The organism is Massilia sp. IC2-476 (assembly GCF_020707295.1).
Taxonomy (GTDB): Bacteria; Pseudomonadota; Gammaproteobacteria; order Burkholderiales; family Burkholderiaceae_D; genus Telluria.
Genome location: NZ_JAJFER010000003.1, coordinates 1 through 24776, shown reverse-complemented (window position 1 = coordinate 24776; position 24776 = coordinate 1). Strand labels below are relative to the sequence as shown.

Genomic DNA, 24776 nt, shown 5'->3' with positions numbered 1-24776 from the left:
CGAGGTGATTTATTTGGTTTTCTTCTGGGCGAACAGCGCGTCGAGCTTCTGCTCGTAGCTGTGATAGTCGATGCGGTCGTACAGTTCCGCACGGGTCTGCATCGTGTCCAGCACGTTCTTCTGGGTGCCGTCGCGGCGGATCGCGTTGTAGACGTTCTCGGCTGCCTTGTTCATGGCGCGGAAGGCCGACAGCGGATACAGGGCGATGCTGACATTCGCACTGCGCAGTTCGTCGAGCGTGAACAGCGGGGTCGAGCCGAACTCGGTGATGTTGGCCAGCACCGGCACCTTGACGGCGTCGGCGAACTGTTTGTACATCTCCAGGCTGGTCATCGCTTCCGGGAAGATCATGTCGGCGCCCGCTTCCACGCAGGCGACGGCGCGCTCGATGGCAGCGTCCAGGCCTTCCACGGCCAGCGCGTCGGTGCGGGCCATGATCACGAAGTCATCGTCGGTACGCGCGTCGGCGGCCGCCTTGACGCGGTCGACCATCTCGTCCTTGCTGACGATTTCCTTGCCCGGGCGGTGGCCGCAACGCTTGGCGCCGACCTGGTCTTCGATGTGGCAGGCGGCGGCGCCGGCCTTGATGAGCGAGCGCACGGTGCGCGCCACGTTGAAGGCCGATGCGCCGAAACCGGTGTCGATGTCGACCAGCAGCGGCAGGTCGCAGACGTCGGTGATGCGGCGCACGTCGATCAGGACGTCTTCCAGGCTCGAGATGCCCAGGTCCGGCAGGCCCAGCGAACCGGCGGCGACGCCGCCGCCCGACAGGTAGATGGCGCGGTAGCCGGCGCGCTTGGCCAGCAGCGCGTGGTTGGCGTTGATCGCGCCGATGACCTGCAGCGGGGATTCTTCCTGGACGGCTTTGCGGAACGCGGCGCCGGCGGAGTGATGAGTCATGCTTAACCTTTCAATGATGCGTTGGTCGAATGCGGATTACCAATGCAAGGGACGTGCCAGTCTTGTTCCTGCGAAAAATCAGGTACTTAGCGGGTGTAGGACCCAATCAAATGTTTCACTGAAACGCAATCTGAAACGCAAATGAAACATTGTAGCAATAAAAAAACCCCGCCGCAGCGGGGTTCTGGCAGAGCCGGAAGGCTTAGTGGCCGGACGCTGCGGCGGCGCCGATGCCGGTTTCCGAACGCACTTCCTGCGCTTCGAAGCCGGCCTTGTCGATCGCTGCGCGCGGGCTCTTGTCGGTCACCGAGAAGAACCAGATGCCGAAGAAGCCCACGGCCATGGAGAAGATCGCCGGCGAGGTGTAGGGGAAGATCGGCGCGGCGTTGCCGAGCACGTCGACCCACACCGACTTCGACACCAGGGTCAGGATCACGGCGGTGGCCAGGCCCAGGAAGCCGCCCACGGTGGCGCCGCGGGTGGTGCAATCCTTCCACAGCACCGACATGAACAGCACCGGGAAGTTGGCCGAAGCCGCGATCGCGAAGGCCAGCGACACCATGAAGGCGACGTTCTGCTTCTCGAAGGCAATCCCCAGCAGCACGGCGATGACGCCCAGCGCGATGGTGGTGATCTTCGAGACCTTCAGTTCGTCGGCGCTGTTGGCATTGCCCTTCTTGAACACGGTGGCGTACAGGTCGTGCGACACGGCCGAGGCGCCCGACAGGGTCAGGCCGGCCACCACCGCCAGGATGGTCGCGAAGGCCACCGCCGAGATGAAGCCCAGGAAGATGTCGCCGCCCACGGCCTTGGCCAGGTGCACCGCCGCCATGTTGTTACCGCCGAGGAGCTTGCCTGCCGCGTCCTTGAAGTCCGGGTTGGTCCCGACCAGCACGATCGCGCCGAAGCCGATGATGAAGGTGAGGATGTAGAAGTAGCCGATCCAGGTGGTGGCCCACAGCACCGACTTGCGGGCTTCTTTCGCGCTCGGGACGGTGAAGAAGCGCATCAGGATGTGCGGCAGGCCGGCGGTGCCGAACATCAGCGCCATGCCGAAGGAGACTGCCGAGATCGGGTCTTTCAGGAAGCCGCCCGGGCCCATGATCGAGTCGCCCTTGGCGTGCACTTCGGTCGCGGTCGCGAACAGCTTTTCAGGGCTGAAGTTGTACTGCGCCAGCACCGAGAAGGCCATGAAGGACGCGCCTGCCAGCAGCATGACGGCCTTGATGATCTGCACCCAGGTGGTCGCGGTCATGCCGCCGAACAGCACGTAGACCATCATCAGCACGCCGACGATGACGACCGCGATCCAGTATTCCAGGCCGAAGAGCAGCTTGATCAGCTGGCCGGCGCCGACCATCTGCGCGATCAGGTAAAACGCGACCACGACCAGGGTGCCGGAGGCCGCGAACACGCGGATCGGCTTCTGGTGGAAGCGGTAGGCGGCGACGTCGGCAAAGGTGAAGCGGCCCAGGTTGCGCAGGCGCTCGGCCATCAGGAAGGTGATCACCGGCCAGCCGACCAGGAAGCCGATCGCGTAAATCAGGCCATCGAAGCCGTCCAGGAACACGGCGGCGGAAATGCCGAGGAAGGAGGCCGCCGACATGAAGTCACCGGCGATCGCCAGGCCGTTCTGGAAGCCCGAGATACCGCCGCCGGCGGTGTAGAAGTCGGAGGCCGAGCGGGTCTTGGCCGCGGCCCATTTGGTGATGAACAGGGTCAGCACGACGAAGATCGCGAACATGCTGATCGCGGTCCAGTTGGTGGCCTGCTTGGTGGCCTGGCCGAGGTCGGGCGCGGCCCATGCGGCGCCACTCAGGGCCAGCAGGGAAAGGAAGCTCAGGGCACGGGTCTTCATGCGGCCTCCTGGCGCGAGGAGGCTGCCTTGGCCTTGATGGCCTCGGTCAGCTCGTCGTATTCGCCGTTGGCGCGGCGCACGTAGATGGCGGTGACGACCACGGTGAACAGGATGACGAACAGGCCCAGCGGAATGCCCCAGGTCATGACGCCGTCGCCGAAACGGCTGCCCATAAATTCCTTGTCGAAGGCGCAGAGCAGCGTGAAGCCGTAATACACGACCATCATGCTCCAGGTGAGAATCCAGCCGAAGCGCGAGCGCTTCGTGACCAGCTTGCGATAGTTGGGGTCGGACTTGACCCGATGTACAACGTCTTGATCCAATTGTGTCTCCGGTTATCTATTCTGGTGATGCCTGTTATTCAGGGCTGGGTCCATCCTACGGGCGCGCCCTTACCTCATTCTTACGCTGCCTTACGCGGAACTGACGGCGATGGTGTTCCAGGCTGAAACAGCGGGCATGGAATCGGCTACACTTGAAACATGAGTTACGCCCCACGCAAGAGCGCAGGCAGCCCTGCCGACAGCGCCGACAAGCCCGTCATCTGGACCGTCTCGGTGTCGCGCCTGTCCGACCTGTTCCGCGACATCACCCTCGAATACGACCACCTGGCGTCGATCGAGCCGCTGCACCTGGGCTTCGACGAAGCGGCGCGCAGCCTGCGCGAGCGGCTCGCGACCGAGCATTGCGATGTGGTGATCGCGGCCGGCTCCAACGCCGCCTACCTCAAGGGCCGCATCTCGGTGCCGGTGGTGGTGGCCAAGGCCAGCGGCTTCGACGTGATGCAGGCGCTGGCGCGCGCGCGCCGCGTCTCGACGCGCATCGCCGTCATCACCTACCAGGAATCCCTGCGCGAACTGGCCGAGTTCGCCGACACCTTCGGCATCGACATCGTCCAGCGCACCTACGTGACCGAAGAGGACGCGCGCGCCGGCATCAACGAACTGAAGGCGGCCGGCATCGAGGTCATCGTCGGCGCCGGCCTGATCACCGACCTGGCCGAGGAAGCCGGCCTGACCGGCGTGTTCCTGTACTCGGCGGCCTCGATCCGCCAGGCCTTCGACGACGCGCTCGAGACGGCGCGCCTGACCCGGCTGGAAGCGGGCCGGGCTCGCCGCGGCCCCGCACCCGAAGGACGCCGCGTGCGCCGCGGCCTGAACGACCTGCGCGGCGAGTCCGGCGCGATGGAGCGCCTGCGCCAGACCGTGCTGCTGTACGCGCGCTCGCCGGCCACGGTGCTGATCCAGGGCGAGACCGGCAGCGGCAAGGAACTGGTGGCGCAGGCCATCCACCGCGAAGGCCCGCACCGCGCGGCCAACCGTCCCTTCGTGGCGGTGAACTGCGGCGCGATCGCCGAATCGCTGCTGGAATCGGAACTGTTCGGCCACGAGGAAGGCGCCTTTACGGGCGCGCGGCGCGGCGGCCATGCGGGGCTGTTCGAGGCCGCCAACGGCGGCACCCTGTTCCTCGACGAGATCGGCGAGATGCCGCTCGCCCTGCAGACGCGCCTATTGCGCGTGCTGGAAGAGCGCGAAGTGATGCGCGTGGGCGGCACCCGGCCGGTGCCAATCGAGGTGCGCGTGATCAGCGCCACCCACTGCGACCTGGAAGCGCGCGTGCGCGAGGGGCGCTTTCGCGCCGACCTGTTCTATCGCCTGGCGGTGCTGCGCCTGGCGCTGCCGCCGCTGCGCGAGCGCGACGCCGACATCGTTCCGCTGGCGGAGTGGTCGCTCAAGCACGCGCTGGCCGCGCTCGGCGCCCGGCCGCATCCGAACCTGCACGCCGAGTTGCGTGCCTGCGCGTCGCTGCTCGAAGCCTACGCCTGGCCGGGCAATGTGCGCGAGCTGCGCAACCTGATGGAACGGCTGGCCCTGTTCCTGGCGGCCGAACCCTTGCAGGCGCTGACTCCGAGTTTCCTGGTGTCGATTGCTCCAGAGCTAGCCAAGGGCAGCGCCGATGATCCCGCCCTGTCCTCGCCCAGGCCGGATACGGAAAGCCTTGCGGACGTGCTTGCCCGGTTCGGCGGACAGCGCGATGCGGCGGCGCGGCATCTCGGCATCAGCCGCACGACTCTGTGGCGCCGTTTGAAGTCCGAGACACCATCCTGATCAACACTGACGCAGATATTCGCCGTATCATGACATTTTTACATGGCCTGGCATCCATACAAAGCCAGCTCTTCGTATAGCGCCGCCCACGAAGCGGCGCACCGCCCGGGCCCTGCCCGGCCTTTCGGAGGCACTATGCAACATGCGTCGCAAGCTGCACTGTTTTCCCTGATCGGTGACACCCCCCTGATTGAAGTGACCCGGATCGACACCGGTCCATGCCAGCTGTTCCTGAAACTCGAATCCCAGAATCCCGGCGGCTCCATCAAGGACCGCATCGGCCGCGCCATGATCGAACAGGCCGAGCACGACGGCCATTTGCAGCCGGGCGGCACCGTGGTCGAAGCCACCGCCGGCAACACCGGCCTGGGCCTGGCGCTGGTGGCGCGCATCAAGGGCTACCGCGTGGTGCTGGTGGTGCCGGACAAGATGGCGGCCGAGAAGGTCCTGCACCTGAAGGCGCTCGGCGCCGAAATCCACCTGACCCGCTCCGACGTCGGCAAGGGCCACCCCGAGTATTACCAGGACTATGCGGCGCGCCTGGCGAAAGAGATTCCCGGCGCCTGGTTCGCCGACCAATTCAACAATCCGGCCAACCCGCGCGCCCATGAAACCACCACCGGCCCCGAGATCTGGGACCAGGTCAACCACAGGCTCGATGCGATCGTGGTCGGCGTCGGCTCCTCCGGCACCCTCACCGGCCTGTCGCGCTACTTCAGGAAGACGCAGCCGAACCTGGAGTTCGTACTGGCCGACCCGAAGGGCTCGATCCTGGCGGACTACATCAACACCGGCGTGCTGCGCACCGATGCCGGCTCGTGGGCGGTCGAGGGCATCGGCGAAGACTTCATCCCCGGCATTGCCGACCTGTCGCGCGTGAAGAAGGCCTACACGATTCCCGACGAAGAAAGCTTCAACACCGCCCGCCTGCTGCTGCAGCAGGAAGGCATCCTGGCCGGCTCCTCCACCGGCACCCTGCTGGCCGCCGCCCTGCGCTACTGCCGCGAACAGACCCGTCCCAAGCGCGTGGTCACCTTTGTCTGCGACACCGGCACCCGCTATCTCACCAAGGTCTACAGCGACGGCTGGATGGTCGACCAGGGCCTGATCACGCGCCCGAAGACGGGCGACCTGCGCGACCTGATCGGGCGCCGCTACGACGCCGGCGAAGTGGTCACGGTCTCGCCCTCCGACACCCTGCTCACCGCCTTCAACCGCATGCGCAGCAGCGACCTGCAGCAGTTGCCGGTGATCGACGAGCGTGGCAAGCTGGCCGGCCTGATCGACGAATCGGACCTGCTGCTGCACGTGACAGGCAAACAGGGTGACTTCAGTGCGCCCGTTTCTTCCACCATGACGTCCTCGCTGCAGACCCTGGCCCCGACCGCCAGCATGGGCCACCTGCGCGAGATCCTCGACCGCGGCTTGACCGCCGTGATCGCCGACGGCGACCACTTCTATGGCCTGATTACCCGCTACGACCTGCTCAACCATCTTCGTAGGACCCTTTCATGACCGACCAGAAAAAACATCTTGCCACCCGCGTGATCCACGGCGGCCAGGCGCCCGAGCCCGCCACCGGCGCCGTGATGCCGCCGATTTTCGCCACCTCGACCTTCCGCCAGGAGAGCCCGGGCGTGCACAAGGGCCTGGACTACGGCCGCTCGCACAACCCGACGCGCTGGGCGCTCGAGCGCTGCGTGGCCGACATCGAAAGCGGCAGCGCCGCCTTCGCCTTCGCTTCCGGCCTGGCCGCCATCGCGGCGGTGCTGGAACTGCTGCCGGCCAATTCGCACATCGTGGCGGGCGACGACATGTACGGCGGCACCTTCCGCCTGTTCGAGCGCGTACGCCGCAAGAGCGCCGGCCATACCTTCAGCTACGCCGACCTGACCGACCCGGATGCGCTGGCCAAGGCCCTGACGCCGGAGACGAAACTGGTGTGGGTCGAGACCCCGACCAACCCCATGCTGAAACTCGCCGACCTGGCCGCCATCGCCGCCCTGTGCCGGGCGCGCGGCGTCATCACCGTGTGCGACAACACCTTCGCCAGCCCGATTGTCCAGCGCCCGCTGGAACTGGGCTTCGACATCGTGGTGCACTCGACCACCAAGTACATGAACGGCCACTCGGACGTGATCGGCGGCGTGGCGGTGGTCGGCAAGGAAGAGCGCCACGCGGCATTGGGCGAGCAGCTCGGCTTCATCCAGAACGCGGTGGGCGCGATCCAGGGCCCCTTCGACAGCTTCCTGGTGCTGCGCGGTATCAAGACCCTGGCACTGCGCGTGGAGCGCAGCAGCGCCAACGCCTTGGCCCTGGCCCAGTGGCTGCAGCAGCAGCCGAAGGTGCGCAAGGTGTTCTATCCGGGCCTGGAATCGCACCCGCAGCACGCACTGGCGCGACGCCAGATGAACGGTTTCGGCGGCATCGTCTCGATCGACCTGGCCACCGATCTGGCGGGAGCACGCCGCTTCCTGGAAGCCTGCGAAGTGTTCACCCTGGCCGAAAGCCTGGGCGGCGTGGAAAGCCTGATCGAACATCCGGCCCTGATGACCCATGCCAGCATCCCGGCGGAGCAACGCGCCGAGCTGGGCATCGGCGATGGCCTGATCCGCCTGTCGGTCGGCATCGAGCACCTGGAAGACCAGCGCGACGACCTGCGCCGGGCGCTGGCGGCTATCTAAGACATGCCCTTTACCCTGTGCCACCCGGCCGCGGTGCTGCCGCTGCATGCGGCCGCGCCGCGGCTGACCTCACTGTCGGCTCTGGTGGTCGGCAGCATGGCGCCCGACTTCGTCTACTTCCTGCCCCTGGTTGCGAACGGCGGCTTCACCCACAGCGCGGCCGGCGTGCTGCTGTACTGCGTGCCGGCCGGGCTGCTGGTCTGGCTGGCCTACCACTTGCTGCTGCGTGACGCCTTCCTGGCCTGGGCGCCGGCGCGCATCGCAGCCCGCATGGCGCCGCAAAATGACTGGCGGCCGCGCGCGCCGCGTGGCGCCGCCATTGTGCTGGCCTCGCTGGCGCTGGGCGCCGCCACCCACGTGGGCTGGGATGCCTTCACCCATACGAATACGGCCGTGGTGCGGCATGTCGAACTGCTGCGCACGCCGGTGCAGTTGGGCAGCCATGCGATCCCCCTGTTCAATCTGCTGCAGCACCTGAGCAGCCTGGTCGGCGCGCTGGCGATCGCCGCCTGGTTCGCGCGGATCGAACCCGGCGCGTTGCCGCCGGGCCGCCTCAGCGCCGTACAGCGGCAGGCCGTGCTCGCCGCCATCGGCGCGGCAACGGTGGCCGGCGCGGCGGCTGGTTACTGGGTGCGCCCCGCCCGCAGCTTCGAGCATGGCCTGTTCAACACGATCGTAACCGCGATGGCAGCGGCAGCCGCCACCATCCTGCTGCTGAGCGCAGCACGGCGCATGGCGGTGCGCGCGGGCTGAGGAACCGCAATCCGCCCTCGTCTATTCCGCATTGGTCGGCGCCGCCGTCGCCGCAACAGGCTCGGGCAGCCGGCGTGGCCGTGAACCGCCGCGCTCGGGATAATCCTCATCGAGCGCCAGCGGCACCTGCAGGCACACGCTCTGGGTCGGCAGCACTTCGGTCCAGTCACGGATCAGGTCGCGGTAGGCAATCCCCACCGGGCGCAGCTTGCGGTCGAGGTCGGCCAGGCCCAGGGCATTCACATGGCCATTGTCCTCGCGCAGGCTGGTATCCCAGTCGACCTGGTCGGTCAGCGAATACCAGGTGAAGCCGACCAGCGGCACGCCGTTGTTGCGCACCCGGAGCACGTTGGCCCATTCCTTGCGCAGCCACTTGACCGCCTCGTCGGCGCAGGGCCCCTGGCACAGGTTGGTTTCGGTGTGCATCACGGGCAGGCGGTAGCGGTTGTAGTACTGGTGGGTGATGACCGCATAGCCGAAGATCTCTCCGGACGCCGTACTGGCGCCGTCGGCCGCAACCAGGTGCTCGTTGGTCTGGTAGTAGTCGTTCCCCATGATGCAGTGGTGCTTGAGGTTATTGTTGAGGAAGTAGTGGTATTCCTCGCGCGTCATGCCGTTATCCAGCAGGTACTCGTACATGGTGGAGTCGACCCGGCGCCCGTAGTTCAGGTCGAGCGACAGGAAGCGGCGCGCGTTCATGGTTTCGGCCGGGCCGATCGCCGCCGGCGACATGGCATGGAAATACTCGGTCGATTCGCTCTGCACGAACAGGGCGTCCGGGCGCACTTCCAGGATCGCGCGCATGGCCAGCAGGTTGGCCTGCACCAGGTGCTTCAAAGCAGTGACGAAGGCCTGGTCGCTGCGCATCTGCTCATTCCACCAGCCGTACAGGGCCGAGAACAGCGCGCTGATCGACATCTCGTTCACCGGCGTGTACAGCTGGATCCAGGGATAGCGCAGGGCGAACGCGCGCGCATAGCGGGCGAAGATGGCGGGGAAATCCGGGTTCTGGAAGTTGCCCAGGAAGTCGGGCAGGCCGAAATGGCACAGGTCGACGATCGCGACCAGCCCACGGCGGCGCAGGTCGGGAAACACCACGTCGGCGAAGGACCAGTCGTAGCGGTCGGCGCCGACCAATGTCGTGTGCAGCGGCAGGCCGTAGCGCAGGAAGCGGATGCCGATGTCCTGCACCAGGTCGAAGTCGCGGCGCCAGTAGCGGTAGTGGCCGCACTTTTCCATCTCGTCGATGCGATGCCTGCCGCCATCAATCGTCGGAATGCTGTTCTCGATACCGGTGGCGAACAGGAAGCCGGGTTGATTCGAAACCATGCGCCATCCTCCGCAAGAGCCGTCAGCTCATTGTCGGCGATGGACGCAGGATGTCAACGGCGCGCGCCTGCCCGGCGGCGGCGCAGGCCGTAGAGCATGAAGGCGACGATCGCGACGTTGACCGCCAACAGGATAATGCTCAGCAGGCCGGGCGCGCGCAGCAGCTCGCGTAGCTCGAAGGGCACGTAGACCGCCCCGCTGGCCGCGGCAAAGGCTTCGCCCCACCCGCGCTCGTGCCACAGGCCATAGGCCTCGACCAGGCGCACCGCCGCGTAGGCAAAAGCGCCGAGCGCCAGCTGCATCAGGTGCGCATTGTCCAGCTGGCCGGCGTAGGCGATGAACACGCGCGGCAGGTGCGAGGCCGGATTCAGGTGGGTGTGCCGGACCAGCGCTTCGGCGGCGCGCTGCAGGTCGTGGTGCACCAGCGCCAGCAGGCCGCAGCCGGCCAGCACGACCACCAGGCCCTTGGTCGCCTCGACCGCGGCGACGGCGCGCAGTCCCTGTGACAGCTTCATCGCCAGCATTCCATGTGGCTGCTCAGCGCGGGTAGATGAAACCGGTGCGGATATCCATCGGCAGCAGGCGCCCGTCCTCGCGCACCATCAGGCGCTGGGGCGGCTCTTCGCCGGCCAGCACGCGCCGGGTGACCGGCAGGCCTTCGGCCTTGCGTACCAGCTCATCGCTGCGCTCGTAGACATTGGGGCAGCCCGTCGCTCTCAGGAGCGCCTGCACGATCGCGACCTTCCACAGGTCGACCCCGGCGGCATTGAACTGGCACACCAGGTAACCGGTCGCGCCGCCGTAGGCGTGCACCAGCAGCCCGGACAGGCCGTCCTGTTCGCCGTCGACCAGCTGCAGCAGTGCCTGCGGGCCGGCGTCACCCAGCGCGCCTAAGCGGCGCTCGACGGCGGCCTGCACCCGGCGCTTGATCAGCGCATGGTCGACCGGCTCGTCTTCCCGCAAGGTCCAGATCCGGGCCGCGATCTGCGACTTGGCGTTGTAGGCTGCGCGCGCCAGGAAGCGGCGCGACGAGGACTGCACGGTGGCGGTCGCGCCGGATTTATTGCGTTCCTGCGGCTTGCCCTCGACTTTCTCGATGGCGGACAGGTAGATCCAGGGGTCGCCGGACAGCAGGGCCTGTTCCTTGCCCTGTTTGATGGTGATGATGAGCATGCGCGGCTTTCGTTTGGAGGAAGGGCATGATACTGCAAGCCGCCATCCCCGTCAGGCTGCGGTCAGGGCGCGCCGCCCTTCTCCCGTCTCGCGCAGCTGGAAGGTGGCGACCAGGGCCGACAGCTCGGCCGCCTGCTGGCGCATCGACGCGGCCGCCGCCGCGGCCTGCTCGACCATCGCCGCATTCTGCCGGGTCGACTCGTCCATGTCGGCAATCGCCTGGGTCACCTGGGCCACGCCGCCGGCCTGCTCGCTGCTGGCGGTATGGATGGTGTCGAGCAGGCTGGCCACGTCGTGCACGTGGGCCAGCACCGCGCGCATGGTCTCGCCCGCCGTGCCGGCGATGTCGGTGCCGGCGGCGATTTCCTCGCTCGACTCGCCGATCAGCTTCTTGATCTCCCTGGCCGCCGTCGCCGAATGTTGGGCCAGGTTGCGCACCTCGGCCGCCACCACCGCGAAGCCACGGCCTTCGCTGCCGGCGCGTGCCGCCTCCACGGCCGCGTTCAGGGCGAGGATATTGGTCTGGAAGGCGATGCTGTCGATCATGCCGGTAATGTCCACGATGCGCTCGCTCGACGCCTTGATCGCCCCCATGCGCGCCGCCACCTGCTCGAGCGCTTGCGCGCTGCGGGTGGCAACCTGCGAGGCCGACTGGGCGAGTCGATTGGCAGACCGCGCGCTGGCGTTGTTGCGGGCGATGGCTTCGCTCAGTTCCTCCATCGTGCTTACGGTCTGCTGCAGGGCCGAGGCCTGGCGCTCGGTGCGGCGCGAAAGATCGAGGTTGCCGTCCGCAATATCGTTGGAAGCCGCATCGATGGCCTGGGCGCCCTGCAGTACCTGGGACACGGTGGCCGAGACGCCACCCGTCATCCCGTTGAGCGCGTCGAACAGGCGCCCGATTTCGTCGTGGCGCGCGTGACGGATGACGGGGCGCAGGTCGCCATGCGCCACCTGCTCGGCCAGGGTGGCGGCCTGCTGCAGCGGGCCGACGATGTTCCGGGTCAGCAGCCAGGCCATGGCGGCGCCAATCGCCAGCGCACATACCCCAAGTGCCAGCACCAGCGACTTGCCGGACAGCGAAGCAGCCGCCGATTCTGCCGCGAGACGGCGGGCTTCCTCGGTTTCATGCGCCAGCAGGGCTTCCAGCGCGCCGGCGCGGGCCGCATAGCCCCTTTGCCAGTCACCGGCGACGAGCTGCTCGACGACCTGGGTCTGGCCGAGCTCCTTGGCCTGGAACAGCGCGGCCTCGACCTTGGCCAGGGCTTCCTTATGCCGGGCTGCTTCGGCCAGCAGGGACGCTTCACGCGCGGACAGCGGCAGCCTGGCCAGCTGCGCTTCAATCGCGGCGGCGGCCTTTTTACCGTGGGCCAGTTGGGCGCCGAAGTAGTCGGCCAGCTCCAGGCTGTCGCTGCGCGCGATGGCAATGGTGCGCGAGCCGTTCAGGCGCTCGACACCCAGCAGGTCGGCGCTCAACTGCTGCTTGGCCAGCTTGTCGTAGACGAGGTCGTGGGTCAGCCTGTCGGTAGACTGCATGCGCCATAGCGCCACGGCGGACAGCAGCAGGATCAGGAAGGAGACGATACCGAAGGCGCCGAGGAGCTTGGTCCCGGTCTGGAGCTTTGCGAGTGACATTGCAAGTATCCGCGTGGGTGGAATACTTGCAGTGTAGAAAGACTATGTGACAGTGTGATGAAGCTGCAGGAATGGCCGGAGTCTGCCGACGACCCGACATGGACCCGGCACTGCCGACCCGATTTGCATGCGTGCCAGATGTCCTGCGCCGCCCACAGTATGATTCTGCTAAGGTCTTTGTTACCGCCAACGTGGAGAAACCATGAACAATCAGATCGTTCGGATGCTACCCAATTTCGAGGCCGCAGAAGCAGCGCGCAACAGCTTGCTGGCCCAGGGCTTCGACGGCGACGGCATCGATGTGAATGTGACCACCGACGAGGCTGGCCCAGCTGAAAGCAATTTCTATGTGGGCGACTCCCCCGCTGTCAAAGGCGGCACCGACTACGAGGATGTCTTCAAGCCCGCCGCCCGCGGGGATTTGTGCGTGATGACGGTGACCGTTGCCGACGCTTCCCGGCTCGAACAGGCTGCAGCCATTTTGGAAGAAAACGGTGCGATAGACGCTGACCCCGCCCACGACGCGGCCAAGAGCAGCTTTTGACGCCACCGCAGGGCGGTTTGACTGAACGGCTGCCTGCATGGCAGCGTGCCGGTGGCGGTTCCCCATGACGACATCGATGATCGATACCCGGGTCAGCAGTGCTACGACAGCGGTCGGGCTGGCGCTTGCCGGCCTGGTTGTCGCCACATGGCTGGCCGTTCACGTCAGCGCGATCTTCCTGATCGATTGGACGGCGACATGGCTTTGGCTGGCGGCCCCCGTCGTCATTGTCCTGCAGTGCTGGCTGAGCGTCGGTTTGTTTATTGTTGCCCACGATACGATGCACGGCTCGCTGGCGCCGCAATCTCCATGGCTGAACCGCGCCATCGGCTGCTTCTGTGTCTTTATCTATGCCGGTTTTTCGTATGACAAGCTGTATGAAAACCATCATGCCCACCATCGCCATGCCGGCACGGCCGACGATCCCGATTTCGACATCGATCATCCGAGAAGCTTCTGGCCCTGGTACTTCAAGTTCTTCCGCCATTACTTTGGCTGGCGTGAATTTGGCTTGCTGACTGTCGTGGTGGTCGCCTACTTGCTCATCCTGCGTGAGCGCTTCCCGACCATGCTGGTGTTCTGGGCGCTGCCGGCGCTGCTCTCTTCTGTGCAGCTCTTCTATTTCGGCACCTATCGTCCGCACCGCGTCGATGACATACCCTTCGCTGACCGGCACTGCGCCCGCAGCAACGACCTGTCGCATGTCCTATCCCTGCTGAGCTGCTTCCATTTCGGCTACCATCATGAGCACCACGCCGCCCCATGGGTGCCGTGGTGGAAACTGCCGGCACAGCGCCGGTCGACAATCAACCCGGAATATTCCAAGGTCGAGAATGGATAGCGTATTGCATTACCTCATCCCGCTCATGCTCGTGCTGGGGACCGTCGCCTTCATGGAATGGTTTGCGGCCTGGTCGCATGAGCACATCATGCATGGCTGGGGCTGGAACTGGCACAAGTCCCACCATGAACCGCATGACGGCTGGTTCGAGAAAAACGATCTGTATGCTGTTGTGTTCACCGTGTTTGCGATCGTGCTATTCGCCGCAGCCAACTGGTTCTGGCCATTGCGGTGGATCGCCGTCGGCCTGACGACGTATGGCGTCTTGTACTTCTTCATGCACGACGGTCTGGTGCACCAGCGTTGGCCGTTCAAGTATGTGCCGCGCACAGGTTACCTGAAGCGCATCTATCAAGCCCACCGCCTGCACCATGCCGTCAAGGGGCGTGATGGCTGCGTGTCATTCGGATTCATCTATGCGGAGCCTGCCGCCCAGCTCAAAAAGAAGCTGCAGGACCGTACGCAGGATGCTCCCAGCGCCCGAGACCAGCGCCAGTGCTCGTCAGGGCTCTGATCAGAAATGCTTCCCATAGCTGCAAGTGCGGGTCAAGAGGGCCAGGTCTGACATCTGGACACACGCTCCCTTTCCTGAAGCGCCTGTGTCTTCTGCAGGCGGCCAAGGCCAGTAATCTTATTTCTTCTCCGGATCGTGGCCCCAGTTCATGAGCGAGTAGCGCCAATCGCTTGTTGCCGGGTCGCTTCGGGTAGGTCCCTGTGCCAGGTGCCGGTGGATATACCCAACCACTTTGCGCATGTGCGCGATGTCTTCGGCGCTCAGGTCCTGAGCGCGCCGGTGCAACAGTTCGACGATGCGGCGTCCGGACTGGTGCCCGGTCGATTCGGCATTGCCGTGCTTTTGACCGACACGTTTGGAGTCGTCGGTGTCGAGCCACTTCTGCATGGTTGCTCCGATGAACATTCGTTACGTGGTACGAGGACTGTCACAAATCAGCCAACTCAGCCGTCTTGCAAGCGAGGGGACGCGTATTGCGGTCGCCACGTGACATAAGGAGAGATTTTCATGAAACGCCCAAACTGGTTCCAGGTGTCTGCTGAAGGTGCGAAGGCTGTCAGCGCACTCCACCATTACGTTACCACCGGCACCGACCTGCCCAAGGAGCTGATCCACCTGATATTCCTGAGGACCTCGCAACTGAACGGCTGCGCGCATTGCATCGATATTCATTCCCGTGACCTCATCAAGACTGGGATGTCTGTCGACAAACTGGTATTGGTGCCGGTATGGGAAGAGGCGGACTATCTCTTCTCGGACCAGGAACGGGCAGCGCTGGCATGGACGGAGGAAGTCACGCGTGTAAGTGAAACGCATGCCTCCGACCGCGCCTATGCTGCAGCGCTGTCCGTATTTGGGGAGAAGAATCTGGTCGAGCTGACGCTGGTGATCGCAGCGATGAATGCCATCAATCGGATGGGGATCAGCTTCCGCATGAAGCCACTCGCAAAGGCGTGAATGATGAAAGAACGCATGATGAACATTCTCCACCTCAGCGCGAGTCCACGCGGCAGAGCGACCTTGGCACAGGCTGAAGCGCACGCAGCGGTCAGCAAGCACTTCAATGCACTTCCCTTGACTGCCTGAACATCCAAGCGTGGGCGAAAACCGAATGCGTTTCCGCCCACTCCCGAACTACTTGTTGGTCAACGGCGTCTTGACGGATGCCTCGCCCGCTTCCCACTGGCGCTTCAGCGCCGGAATCGCCGCCGGCTTCCACTGCTTGACCGGCTGCTCCTGCATCTTCTTTTCCAGCAGTTCGATCGCGACTTCCAGCTGGCGGTCACGTCCCTGGAAGGTTTCGTGCGGCAGGTTGTCGACCTCGACGTCCGGGGTCACGCCCACGCCTTCGATCAGCCAGTCGCCGTCGGCCGCGAACTGGCCGAACTCGGCCACGCGCGCCATGCCGTTGTCGGCCAGGCCGTTGCCGTCGCTGAGCCAGACGCCGGCGCCGGCGGTACGCTTGCCGACCAGCGGGCCGAGTTTCAGGGCCTTGACGCCGGCGGCGAAGGTTTCGCCGTCCGAGTAGGTCAACTCGTCCATCAGCACCACCAGGTGGCCGCGGAACGTGTTCTGCATGTTCGACTGCGGCAGGTTGCCGTTCGAGCTCCAGAAGGCCCACGAGCGGCGCAGCAGCTTCTCGATGATCCAGCTGTCGATGTTGCCGCCATTATTGCGGCGCACGTCGATGATCAGGCCTTCCTTGTTGATGTTGGCGTAGAAGTCGCGCGCAAAGGCGTTGATGTCGCGCGCGGTCATCGCGCGCAGGTGCAGGTAGCCGATCTTACCCTTCGAGGCCTGGTCGGCCTGCTGCGCCCTGCTCTGCTCCCAGTCGGAGTAGCGCAGGCTCGCATGGCGCGCCATGTTCACAGGCGTGACGATCACCGGGCGCGCCGCCTTGGCGCCCGGGCTCTTCACGTGCAGCAGCACCTGCTTGTCGGCCTGGTCCAGCAGCAGGTCGGCGATGTCGCGGCTGTCGCTCAGCGACTTGCCGTTGACGGCGGTGATGACGTCGCCTTCCTTCACGCCGACGTCGGGCGCCGACAGCGGACCGCGCTCGGACGGCAGCTCCGGTTCGCTGCGGTAGACGCGGTCGACCCGGAAGCCCTCGCCCACCCGCGACAGCACGGCGCCGAGGCTCGAAGGCACGCCCTCGCCCGTGGCGCGGCGCACGTCGCCCGGACGGATCTGCGAATGCAGTGCGCCGACTTCGCCAACCATCATGCCCAGCACGTCGTCCAGTTCGGCGCGGTCGGTCACGCGCTCGACCAGCGGCGCGTAGCGATTGCGCACGGCGACCCAGTCCACGCCGCGCATGTTGGCGTCGTACAGGAAGTCGCGGTGCATGCGCCAGGCGTCATTGAACATCTGCTTCCATTCCAGCGGCGGATTGGTGCTGACCGCCCAGTCATCGATCTTCACGCGCGCCTTGCTGACGTCGGCCGGGGCCTTGGCGCCGGCGGCCACGATCAGCATCTCGCCCGGACCAGTGGCGTTGAAAGTGCGGTAGAAGATGTGCTTGCGGTCGGTGCTGAGGCCAAACTCGCGCACGTTGGCCACAAACACTTCCGGCTGCGGGCTGCTGCGCGAGATCTCCAGGGTCTTCAGGGCGCCGCTGCGGCCATTGTCGGATTCGAGGATGTACAGGCGCTTCTCGTCGATCGCCAGGGCGCGGTAATTGCCCGGTGCGATCGGCACTTCATACAGGCGCTCGCGCAGGCCGGCGTAATCGATTGCCGGCGTCGGCGTCTTGGCTTTCGGGTCGGAGGCAGAGGCTGCCGCGGTGGCGGCGGCTGCGGCGGCAACAGCAGCGCTCTTGTCGGCTTCTTCCTTGCCCGGGGTCTGGACCGCGGTGCGGGCGGCGGCTTCGGGGGTGGCCACTTCCGGCTTGGTCAGCTCGTCCTCGGGCTTGAACGGGAAGCGTACGCCCGGCTGCAGCGCGAGTGCGTAGATGCCGACGCGGCGGTCGAACACGGGGCCCATGTTGCGGTCGCCCCAGGGGCCGTTGTTACCGACGTTGAAGTGGCGCGACGACAGGAAGTACAGCCACTTCCCGTCCGGCGAGAACACCGGCGAATCGGCCGTGTAGCGGTCGGTGGTGACGAAGGCCATGGCCTTGCTGGCCAGGTTGTACATGCCGATCTGGTTGCGCTGTTCGCTGCTGCCGACGCGGACAAAAGCCAGGTTGCGGCTATCGGGCGACCACACCACCTGGTCAGGACGGTCGGCGCCGACCTGCTTGGCGTCGTCGATGATCACGTTGGTGCGGGCCTGCAGGTCGAGCAGCCAGGTGCGGCCCTTCTTGTCGGTGTGGGCCAGCCAGCGGCCGTCAGGCGACGGGTAGATGCCGGAGCGGTGGCTGGCGCCGTCGATGGTGAGGCGCTCGCCCTTGCCTGATCCGTCGGCGGCGTAGCGCCAGATCTCGTTCTCGCCGGTGGTATCGACAAAGGCGTAAACCCACTTGTCGTCATGGCTGAACACGGCGCTGCGCGCACGCGCGCCTTCCGGTACCGCGATCTCGACGCGGCGGTAGCTGCCGGTGCCGGCAATGGTCACCTTGCCGCGCGCCGTGATCACGATGCGTTCGGCCTTGCTGGCCAGTTCGATGTTGGTGAGTGCGTCGAGCGGCGAGCGTACGCGGCGGGTGCGCTGCTGGTCGAAGTCCGAGACCAGGCTGGCCTGTACCCGCGTGTCGCTGCCGCTGGCGATGTCGAACACGCGCAGGTCGGCGCCCAGCTGGTAGGCGATGCGGCCGTCGCCCAGCGCGGCGGTGCGCACGTCCCATTCGCGGTGCTGGGTGTGGGCCTTGCGGTCGCTCCCGTCCGGCAGCGCGGACCAGATGTTGTCGGCGCCGCCGGCGTCGCTGATGAAGTAGATGCGGCCCTGCCACCACATGGCGCGGCGGCTGTTCGACGTATCGTCCTTGAACAGGCGCACCGCCTCGTTCTTCGAACCGAGTTCGTAGCGCCACAGCTGGGCATGGGCGCCGCCGCGGTAGGTCTTGACGTTATCGTTGGTCATCGACAGGCCCATGCGCGTGAAGAACACGCTGCGGCCGTCGTCGCTCAGCACGGCGTCGTTGGCGTCGGCCAGCGGCAGCACGCGGCGCGTCATCTTGACCGGGTCCAGCGCCGCCACGATGCGGTGCTGCGAGGGACCGACCGAATTCTGGGTGCTCACCAGGACTTCGCCCTGCGCCGTCCAGCCCAGCACCGTCACGCCGCCGCTCTCGAAGGTGATGCGCTTGGGCAGCCCGCCCTCGATCGGCATCACATAGGCTTCCTGCGCGCCCTCGTAGGAGGCGGCGAAGGCGACGTGCCTGCCGTCGTGCGAGATCGCGGCCTGGGTTTCAGCGGAAGGATGGGTGGTCAGGCGGGTCGCCTTGCCCCCTAGCAGCGTGGTGCGCCACAGGTCGCCCTCGGCGGTGAAGACGATGCTGTCGCCGCGGATGGCGGGGAAGCGGAAGTATGGGTCGGCGGCGGCGGCCTGGCTGCCGATCAGGGCCAGCGAAAGGGCGAGGATGGTGCGGGACACGGTCATGTTCACGGTGGCGAGGAGTTACTGAAGAAAAAGAGTTTGCCATACGTGAAGGCGTGCGCGGTGTGCATACGTGCAAAAAAATGATGGGCTGGTGGTAGGCGTGCAAAATTGGATTCCGGCCTTCGCCGGAAGTCATGGGCGCCAGTGGCGCGCATGACGGTTTATAGGCTGCGGGCTTGAGGCGCTTCCTTTTGCCCTCAGCTTTAGCACGTCGTTCCGGCGAAGGCCGGAACCCAAGTTTCGATGCAAACCGTAAGCGCAAAAAAAAACCGCGCCGAAGCGCGGTTTCTCTCACTCGACCGAAGATTATTCGATCTCCACCGTCTCCGCCGGAGCCGGCGGCGGCAGGGCGTCCCCTTCCGGGAACTCGAGCACGACGTCGTCCTTCTCGTTCAGCTCCACCGTCACGCGGCCACCGTTGACCAGGCGACCGAACAGCAGCTCGTCGGCCAGGGCCTTGCGGATCATGTCCTGGATCAGGCGCGACATCGGGCGGGCGCCCATCAGCGGATCGAAGCCCTTCTTGCCGAGGAACTTGCGCAGCTTCTCGGTGAAGACGGCTTCCACCTTCTTCTCGTGCAGCTGCTCTTCCAGCTGCATCAGGAACTTGTCCACGACGCGCAGGATGATGTCCTCGTCCAGCGCGCGGAAGCTGATGATCGCGTCCAGGCGGTTGCGGAACTCCGGCGTGAACATGCGCTTGATGTCCGCCATCTCGTCGCCCTGCGCCTTCGAATCCACGAAGCCCACCGAGCGCTTGGTCAGGCTCTCGGCGCCCGCGTTCGTGGTCATGATGATGATCACGTTGCGGAAGTCCGCCTTGCGGCCGTTGTTGTCGGTCAGCGTGCCGTGGTCCATCACCTGCAGCAGGATGTTGAAGATGTCCGGATGGGCCTTCTCGATCTCGTCCAGCAGCAGCACCGCGTGCGGCTTCTTCGTGATGGCCTCGGTCAGCAGGCCGCCCTGGTCGAAGCCGACGTAGCCCGGCGGCGCACCGATCAGGCGCGACACGGCGTGACGCTCCATGTACTCGGACATGTCGAAGCGCACCAGCTCGATGCCCAGGATGAAGGCGAGCTGCTTGGCGACCTCGGTCTTGCCGACACCGGTCGGACCCGAGAACAGGAAGGAGCCGATCGGCTTATCCTGCTTGCCCAGGCCGGCACGGGCCATCTTGATCGCGGCCGACAGCGCCTCGATCGCAGGATCCTGGCCGAACACCACGTTGCGCAGGTCGCGGTCGATGGTCTGCAGCTTGCTGCGGTCGTCCTGGTTGACGGTCTGCGGAGGGATCCGCGCGATCTTCGCGATGATGTCCTCGATCTCGGTCTTGCCGATGGTCTTCTTCTGCTTCGACTTCGGCAGGATGCGCTGGGCGGCACCGGCTTCGTCGATCACGTCGATGGCCTTGTCCGGCAGGTGGCGGTCATTGATGAAGCGGGCCGCCAGCTCGGCCGCGGTCGACAGCGCCGATGCCGAATACTTCACGCCATGGTGCTCTTCGAAGCGCGACTTCAGGCCGCGCAGGATCGCCACGGTCTGCTCGACCGACGGTTCGTTCACGTCCACCTTCTGGAAGCGGCGGCTCAGGGCATGGTCTTTCTCGAACACGCCGCGGAATTCCGTGAACGTGGTCGCGCCGATGCACTTGAGCTGGCCGTTGGCCAGGGCCGGCTTGAGCAGGTTCGATGCGTCGAGCGTGCCGCCCGAAGCCGAACCGGCGCCGATGATGGTGTGGATCTCGTCGATGAACAGGATGCCGTTCGGCGTGTCCTTCAACTGCTTGAGGACGGCCTTGAGGCGCTGCTCGAAATCGCCGCGGTACTTGGTACCGGCCAGCAGCGCGCCCATGTCGAGCGAATACACGACGGCGTTCTGCAGGATCTCGGGCACGTCTTCCTGGACGATGCGCCATGCCAGGCCTTCCGCGATGGCGGTCTTGCCGACACCGGCCTCGCCCACCAGCAGCGGATTGTTCTTGCGGCGGCGGCACAGGATCTGGATCACGCGGTCGACTTCTTCCTCGCGGCCGATCAGCGGATCGATCTTGCCGTCGGCAGCCGACTTGTTCAGGTTCTGGGTGAACTGGTCGAGCGGGCTTTCCTTGGCCTGGCCTTCGACCTGCGCTTCTTCCACGCCTTCCGACGCCTTGCTGGTGTCGAGCTGCTGGTCCTTGCGCACGCCGTGCGAGATGAAATTGACCACGTCGAGACGGGTCACGCCCTGCTGGTGCAGGTAGTAAACAGCATGCGAGTCCTTCTCGCCGAAGATCGCCACCAGCACGTTCGCGCCGGTCACTTCCTTCTTGCCGTTCGAGGCCGACTGCACGTGCATGATCGCACGCTGGATCACACGCTGGAATCCAAGCGTCGGCTGGGTGTCGACCTCGCCCGTGCCAGGCACGGTCGGGGTGTTATCACCGATAAAATTAGTCAAGGTCTTGCGCAGGTCTTCGATATTGACCGCGCACGCACGCAGGACTTCGGCGGCTGATGGGTTGTCGAGCAGGGCCAGCAGCAGGTGCTCCACGGTAATGAACTCGTGGCGGGCCTGGCGGGCTTCGACAAAGGCCATGTGTAGGGATACTTCAAGTTCCTGCGCAATCATACTTCCTCCATCACGCATTGCAGGGGGTGCCCTGCCTTACGCGCATGCGTTAAGACAAACTCCACTTTGGTACACGCTATATCTTTGGAAAACACCCCACAGACGCCCTTGCCGTGACGGTGCACGGAAAGCATGATCTGGGTCGCCGTTTCGCGATCCTTGTTGAAATACTCCTGGATGATCGCGACCACGAATTCCATTGGCGTGTAGTCGTCGTTCAGCAACGCCACCTGGTACAAGGGTGGCGGTTTTACGGTCTGCCGCTCCAGCAGCTGTTCGGTGTCATGCTTCGTAGCCATGGGCGTATTCTAATGCTTTCAAAGTCTGTGCCAAGCGTAAACATCAGCTCGTTCTCATGTGCTTCCATGTTACGCGTTTTCCGATTTATGCGCAGATGGCGATCCAATTGACGAAATCAAGAGCCGCGTTACCTCTGCTGTGGAAAATTTGGCAACAAGGGTCCAAAACCGCTTGACTTCAGTGATTATTCCACCAACAATGCAGTCATTGACATTGTACTTATGTACTTGTTGATAAGAAGTGAGCAGGCTGAGGAGGGGGCAAGAAGCTTCTTGCTTTTATGGCTCGTGTGATTAGTTAAAATTTGAAAGTTCTTTTATGGCAACTGGTACTGTTAAGTGGTTCAATGATTCCAAAGGTTTTGGCTTCATCACTCCCGATGACGGCGGCGAGGATCTGTTCGCACACTTCTCCGCGATCAACATGAACGGTTTTAAGACCCTCAAAGAAGGTCAAAAAGTCCAATTCGAAGTCACGCAAGGCCCGAAAGGCAAGCAAGCTTCCAACATCCAGGGCATGTAATCATTCCCCTCCCGGAGGCGAAGAACCCCGCCCCCAGCGGGGTTTTTTTTCGCCCCGCGGCGCAAATCTCCGCCTGTGGTACGAGCATAAGCCAGTTCCGCCACAAAGTCGCGCGTGTCCTGCAACAGTGCGGCGATGCCTCCGTCGCTCCCCTCCCCTCTATATAAGAAAAGCCCCGGCTTATTCAAGCCCGGGGCTGATCGGTCCTGCCGAAAGGCGCCAGCGCGCGATTCGCCTCACATATTCTCGATCATCACCTCACCGAAGCCCGAGCAGGACACCTGGGTCGCGCCTTCCATCAGCCGCGCGAAGTCGTAGGTGACCTTTTTCGAGGTAATCGCCTTTTCCATCGCACGGATGATCAGGTCGGCCGCTTCGACCCACCCCATATGGCGCAGCATCATCTCCGCCGAAAGGATGAGCGAACCCGGATTCACGTAATCCTTGCCGGCATATTTCGGCGCGGTGCCGTGGGTGGCCTCGAACATCGCCACCGAATCCGACATGTTGGCGCCCGGCGCGATACCGATGCCGCCGACCTGGGCCGCCAGCGCGTCGGAGATATAGTCGCCGTTCAGGTTCAGGGTGGCGATCACGCTGTACTCGGCCGGACGCAGCAGGATCTGCTGCAGGAAGGCGTCGGCGATCGAATCCTTGATGGTGATCTCACGGCCCGTCTTCGGGTTCTTGAACTTGCACCATGGGCCGCCGTCGATCAGCTCGGCGCCGAATTCCTTCTGCGCCAGCGCGTAGCCCCAGTCGCGGAAGCCGCCTTCGGTGTACTTCATGATATTGCCCTTGTGGACCAGGGTCACCGAAGGCTTGTCGTTCTCGATCGCGTACTGAATCGCCTTGCGCACCAGGCGCTCGGTGCCTTCGCGCGACACCGGCTTGACGCCCAGGCCCGAGCTCTCGGGGAAGCGGATCTTCTTGACGCCCATTTCCTCGGTCAGGAACTTGATCACCTTCTTGACGCCTTCGGAACCTTCGGCCCATTCGATGCCGGCGTAGATGTCTTCCGAGTTCTCGCGGAAGATCACCATGTCGGTCTTTTCCGGCTGCTTCAGCGGCGACGGCACGCCGGCGAAATAGCGCACCGGGCGCAGGCAGACGTAGAGGTCGAGTTCCTGGCGCAGCGCAACGTTGAGCGAGCGGATGCCGCCGCCCACCGGGGTCGTCAGCGGGCCCTTGATCGACACCACGTAATCCTTCAGCACGTCCAGCGTCTCGGCCGGCAGCCAGACGTCGGGGCCATAGACGCTGGTCGATTTTTCGCCGGCATAGATTTCCATCCAGCTGATCTTGCGGCTGCCGCCATACGCCTTTTCCACGGCCGCATCGACGACCTTCAGCATCACCGGGGTGATGTCGACGCCGGTGCCGTCCCCCTCGATATAGGGAATGACCGGAGTGTCCGGGACGCTCAGCGAATAGTCGGCGTTGACAGTGATTTTCTGGCCGTCGGCCGGGACCTTGATATGTTGGAACATCGTGCTCTCCCATTCGTCGCCGACAGGCCGCCAGCGCGGTCTCAAGCCTGCCTGCTGTATGAACTACAATGTGGAATACGCCTGCAAGTCTTGTAGAAGACGATCCTAGCGTCTTGCATTATGCACCAGTATTTTCCAAGGCGCCACGCAGCACCTTTTATCGCTCCATTCGTATTCCATGCCTCTGATCCTGTTCAACAAACCCTTCCAGGTCCTGTGCCAGTTTTCCGGCGAGGACGGTCGCGAGACCCTGGCCAACTACCTGGACATCCCCAATATCTACCCTGCCGGCCGCCTGGATGCCGACAGCGAAGGCCTGATGCTGCTGACCGACGACGGCAAGCTGCAGCACAAGATCGCGCACCCCGACCACAAGGAAGCCAAGACTTATCTGGTGCAGGTCGACGGCATGGCCGACGCCGCGACACTGGCCCGACTGCAGGCGCCGCTCGACCTGGGCGACTTCGTGACCAAGCCGTGCAAGGCGGTGCGCATCGCCGAGCCGACCTGGCTGTGGCCGCGCAACCCGCCGATCCGCGTGCGCCAGGACAAGCCGACCAGCTGGATCGCGATCACGCTGGAAGAAGGCAAGAACCGGCAGGTCCGCAGGATGACCGCGGCGGTGGGATTGCCGACCTTGCGGCTGGTGCGCTCGAGCATCGGGCCGTTTTCGCTGGCGACGCATCCCTTGATGCCTGGCGAGTTTATCGAGGTGAGATATCCGTAGGGTGGGCGGGTCTCCCGCCCACGCGTTCAACACTGCGGTGAACTGACGCGCATTAACTATTCCTCCGCCGCTTGAACGCGTGGGCGGCTAAGCCGCCCACCCTACGAAACCAAAAAAAACGCCGGCATATTGAACTGACCCCCAAAAGTTGGACACAACTTTTGGGGGTTTTTCATGACCAAGTACAGTGAGCAATTCAAGCTCGCGGTTGTCCAAGACTATCTAGCCGACAGCTCTATTGGGTATCGTGGGATC

General features: G+C 64.6%; 22 protein-coding genes. 10 read left to right on the top strand and 12 right to left on the bottom strand.

Annotation, left to right across the window (positions count from 1 at the left end; translation table 11 throughout):
- Positions 1-9: 9 nt before the first annotated feature.
- The 3 genes from prpB to LK539_RS09045 all read right to left on the bottom strand — a co-directional run bounded on the left by prpB (position 10) and on the right by LK539_RS09045 (position 3081).
- Positions 10-900 carry a methylisocitrate lyase gene (prpB, locus tag LK539_RS09055; protein WP_227800599.1) on the bottom strand — a complete coding sequence of 297 codons (891 nt, stop codon included), beginning with the start codon at positions 898-900 and terminating at the stop codon, positions 10-12.
- A gap of 202 nt (positions 901-1102) precedes the next feature.
- Complete coding sequence (locus LK539_RS09050) at positions 1103-2758, bottom strand: cation acetate symporter (RefSeq protein WP_227800598.1); 1656 nt, start codon at positions 2756-2758, stop codon at positions 1103-1105.
- A complete protein-coding gene (locus LK539_RS09045; RefSeq protein ID WP_227800597.1) occupies positions 2755-3081 on the bottom strand; it encodes a DUF485 domain-containing protein in 327 nt (108 codons plus the stop codon). Before LK539_RS09045 ends, LK539_RS09050 begins: the two co-directional genes overlap by 4 nt.
- A gap of 159 nt (positions 3082-3240) precedes the next feature.
- Here LK539_RS09045 and prpR point away from each other — a divergent pair, with 159 nt between their 5' ends.
- The 4 genes from prpR to LK539_RS09025 all read left to right on the top strand — a co-directional run bounded on the left by prpR (position 3241) and on the right by LK539_RS09025 (position 8303).
- Positions 3241-4866: a propionate catabolism operon regulatory protein PrpR gene (prpR, locus tag LK539_RS09040; RefSeq protein ID WP_227800596.1), complete on the top strand. Its 1626-nt coding sequence runs from the start codon at positions 3241-3243 to the stop codon at positions 4864-4866.
- Between the two features lie 135 nt (positions 4867-5001).
- Positions 5002-6381, top strand: coding sequence for a cystathionine beta-synthase (locus LK539_RS09035; protein WP_227800595.1), 1380 nt, complete (start codon positions 5002-5004; stop codon positions 6379-6381).
- On the top strand, positions 6378-7550 hold the full coding sequence (locus LK539_RS09030) for a PLP-dependent aspartate aminotransferase family protein (RefSeq protein ID WP_227800594.1): 1173 nt from the start codon (positions 6378-6380) through the stop codon (positions 7548-7550). The genes LK539_RS09035 and LK539_RS09030 overlap by 4 nt, the downstream gene beginning before the upstream one ends.
- Positions 7551-7553: 3 nt before the next feature.
- Positions 7554-8303 (top strand): DUF4184 family protein, encoded by a 750-nt coding sequence (locus LK539_RS09025; protein ID WP_227800593.1) that lies wholly within the window; start codon positions 7554-7556, stop codon positions 8301-8303.
- Positions 8304-8324: 21 nt separating this feature from the next.
- On the opposite strand, the gene LK539_RS09020 is transcribed toward LK539_RS09025, so the two are convergent.
- From LK539_RS09020 to LK539_RS09005, 4 genes are read right to left on the bottom strand one after another with little or no spacing between them, the layout of a single operon-like run.
- Positions 8325-9632, bottom strand: a complete 1308-nt coding sequence (locus LK539_RS09020; protein WP_227800592.1) for a family 1 glycosylhydrolase — start codon at positions 9630-9632, stop codon at positions 8325-8327.
- Between the two features lie 53 nt (positions 9633-9685).
- Positions 9686-10147: a DUF2127 domain-containing protein gene (locus LK539_RS09015; protein ID WP_227800591.1), complete on the bottom strand. Its 462-nt coding sequence runs from the start codon at positions 10145-10147 to the stop codon at positions 9686-9688.
- A 22-nt stretch (positions 10148-10169) separates the two neighbouring features.
- Positions 10170-10805 carry an SAM-dependent methyltransferase gene (locus LK539_RS09010; protein ID WP_227800590.1) on the bottom strand — a complete coding sequence of 212 codons (636 nt, stop codon included), beginning with the start codon at positions 10803-10805 and terminating at the stop codon, positions 10170-10172.
- A 51-nt stretch (positions 10806-10856) separates the two neighbouring features.
- The gene (locus LK539_RS09005; protein WP_227800589.1) at positions 10857-12437 is read right to left on the bottom strand and encodes a methyl-accepting chemotaxis protein; all 1581 of its coding nucleotides are present in this window, start codon (positions 12435-12437) and stop codon (positions 10857-10859) included.
- 202 nt (positions 12438-12639) lie between these two features.
- Between LK539_RS09005 and LK539_RS09000 the strand changes: the two genes are divergently transcribed.
- The 3 genes from LK539_RS09000 (at position 12640) to LK539_RS08990 (ending at position 14336) form a co-directional block, all read left to right on the top strand.
- Positions 12640-12981: a hypothetical protein gene (locus LK539_RS09000; protein ID WP_227800588.1), complete on the top strand. Its 342-nt coding sequence runs from the start codon at positions 12640-12642 to the stop codon at positions 12979-12981.
- Positions 12982-13045: 64 nt separating this feature from the next.
- A complete protein-coding gene (locus LK539_RS08995; protein ID WP_227800587.1) occupies positions 13046-13822 on the top strand; it encodes a fatty acid desaturase in 777 nt (258 codons plus the stop codon).
- Positions 13823-13826: 4 nt separating this feature from the next.
- On the top strand, positions 13827-14336 hold the full coding sequence (locus LK539_RS08990; RefSeq protein ID WP_227800586.1) for a sterol desaturase family protein: 510 nt from the start codon (positions 13827-13829) through the stop codon (positions 14334-14336).
- Between the two features lie 117 nt (positions 14337-14453).
- Here LK539_RS08990 and LK539_RS08985 read toward each other — a convergent pair whose 3' ends face one another.
- Positions 14454-14723, bottom strand: a complete 270-nt coding sequence (locus tag LK539_RS08985) for a DUF3140 domain-containing protein (RefSeq protein WP_227800585.1) — start codon at positions 14721-14723, stop codon at positions 14454-14456.
- A 120-nt stretch (positions 14724-14843) separates the two neighbouring features.
- Between LK539_RS08985 and LK539_RS08980 the strand changes: the two genes are divergently transcribed.
- Entirely contained in the window at positions 14844-15293 is a 450-nt protein-coding gene (locus LK539_RS08980; protein WP_227800584.1) for a carboxymuconolactone decarboxylase family protein, read from the top strand.
- A 177-nt stretch (positions 15294-15470) separates the two neighbouring features.
- On the opposite strand, the gene LK539_RS08975 is transcribed toward LK539_RS08980, so the two are convergent.
- The 3 genes from LK539_RS08975 to clpS form a co-directional block, all read right to left on the bottom strand.
- Positions 15471-18875 carry a S41 family peptidase gene (locus LK539_RS08975; RefSeq protein WP_227800583.1) on the bottom strand — a complete coding sequence of 1135 codons (3405 nt, stop codon included), beginning with the start codon at positions 18873-18875 and terminating at the stop codon, positions 15471-15473.
- Positions 18876-19181: 306 nt separating this feature from the next.
- Positions 19182-21482 carry an ATP-dependent Clp protease ATP-binding subunit ClpA gene (clpA, locus tag LK539_RS08970; RefSeq protein WP_227800582.1) on the bottom strand — a complete coding sequence of 767 codons (2301 nt, stop codon included), beginning with the start codon at positions 21480-21482 and terminating at the stop codon, positions 19182-19184.
- Positions 21479-21781, bottom strand: a complete 303-nt coding sequence (clpS, locus tag LK539_RS08965) for an ATP-dependent Clp protease adapter ClpS (protein WP_027864722.1) — start codon at positions 21779-21781, stop codon at positions 21479-21481. Before clpS ends, clpA begins: the two co-directional genes overlap by 4 nt.
- Positions 21782-22100: 319 nt before the next feature.
- Here clpS and LK539_RS08960 point away from each other — a divergent pair, with 319 nt between their 5' ends.
- The gene (locus tag LK539_RS08960) at positions 22101-22304 is read left to right on the top strand and encodes a cold-shock protein (RefSeq protein WP_020653506.1); all 204 of its coding nucleotides are present in this window, start codon (positions 22101-22103) and stop codon (positions 22302-22304) included.
- A gap of 236 nt (positions 22305-22540) precedes the next feature.
- Here LK539_RS08960 and icd read toward each other — a convergent pair whose 3' ends face one another.
- Entirely contained in the window at positions 22541-23794 is a 1254-nt protein-coding gene (gene icd, locus LK539_RS08955) for an NADP-dependent isocitrate dehydrogenase (protein ID WP_227800581.1), read from the bottom strand.
- Between the two features lie 178 nt (positions 23795-23972).
- On the opposite strand from icd, the gene LK539_RS08950 reads away from it, so the two are divergent.
- A complete protein-coding gene (locus LK539_RS08950) occupies positions 23973-24521 on the top strand; it encodes a pseudouridine synthase (protein ID WP_227800580.1) in 549 nt (182 codons plus the stop codon).
- The last annotated feature ends 255 nt before the right edge of the window (positions 24522-24776 follow it).

Bases quoted from the DNA above. Each gene is read 5' to 3' on its own strand.
- LK539_RS09005 (WP_227800589.1), bottom strand. From the start codon at position 12,437: ATGTCACTCGCAAAGCTCCAGACCGGGACCAAGCTCCTCGGCGCCTTC.
- LK539_RS09020 (WP_227800592.1), bottom strand. From the start codon at position 9,632: ATGGTTTCGAATCAACCCGGCTTCCTGTTCGCCACCGGTATCGAGAAC.
- LK539_RS08980 (WP_227800584.1), top strand. From the start codon at position 14,844: ATGAAACGCCCAAACTGGTTCCAGGTGTCTGCTGAAGGTGCGAAGGCT.
- LK539_RS09010 (WP_227800590.1), bottom strand. From the start codon at position 10,805: ATGCTCATCATCACCATCAAACAGGGCAAGGAACAGGCCCTGCTGTCC.
- LK539_RS09030 (WP_227800594.1), top strand. From the start codon at position 6,378: ATGACCGACCAGAAAAAACATCTTGCCACCCGCGTGATCCACGGCGGC.
- LK539_RS08995 (WP_227800587.1), top strand. From the start codon at position 13,046: ATGACGACATCGATGATCGATACCCGGGTCAGCAGTGCTACGACAGCG.
- LK539_RS09035 (WP_227800595.1), top strand. From the start codon at position 5,002: ATGCAACATGCGTCGCAAGCTGCACTGTTTTCCCTGATCGGTGACACC.
- LK539_RS08950 (WP_227800580.1), top strand. From the start codon at position 23,973: ATGCCTCTGATCCTGTTCAACAAACCCTTCCAGGTCCTGTGCCAGTTT.
- clpA (WP_227800582.1), bottom strand. From the start codon at position 21,482: ATGATTGCGCAGGAACTTGAAGTATCCCTACACATGGCCTTTGTCGAA.
- prpB (WP_227800599.1), bottom strand. From the start codon at position 900: ATGACTCATCACTCCGCCGGCGCCGCGTTCCGCAAAGCCGTCCAGGAA.
- clpS (WP_027864722.1), bottom strand. From the start codon at position 21,781: ATGGCTACGAAGCATGACACCGAACAGCTGCTGGAGCGGCAGACCGTA.
- LK539_RS08960 (WP_020653506.1), top strand. From the start codon at position 22,101: ATGGCAACTGGTACTGTTAAGTGGTTCAATGATTCCAAAGGTTTTGGC.
- LK539_RS09000 (WP_227800588.1), top strand. From the start codon at position 12,640: ATGAACAATCAGATCGTTCGGATGCTACCCAATTTCGAGGCCGCAGAA.
- LK539_RS09025 (WP_227800593.1), top strand. From the start codon at position 7,554: ATGCCCTTTACCCTGTGCCACCCGGCCGCGGTGCTGCCGCTGCATGCG.
- prpR (WP_227800596.1), top strand. From the start codon at position 3,241: ATGAGTTACGCCCCACGCAAGAGCGCAGGCAGCCCTGCCGACAGCGCC.
- LK539_RS08975 (WP_227800583.1), bottom strand. From the start codon at position 18,875: ATGACCGTGTCCCGCACCATCCTCGCCCTTTCGCTGGCCCTGATCGGC.
- LK539_RS09015 (WP_227800591.1), bottom strand. From the start codon at position 10,147: ATGAAGCTGTCACAGGGACTGCGCGCCGTCGCCGCGGTCGAGGCGACC.
- icd (WP_227800581.1), bottom strand. From the start codon at position 23,794: ATGTTCCAACATATCAAGGTCCCGGCCGACGGCCAGAAAATCACTGTC.
- LK539_RS08985 (WP_227800585.1), bottom strand. From the start codon at position 14,723: ATGCAGAAGTGGCTCGACACCGACGACTCCAAACGTGTCGGTCAAAAG.
- LK539_RS09050 (WP_227800598.1), bottom strand. From the start codon at position 2,758: ATGAAGACCCGTGCCCTGAGCTTCCTTTCCCTGCTGGCCCTGAGTGGC.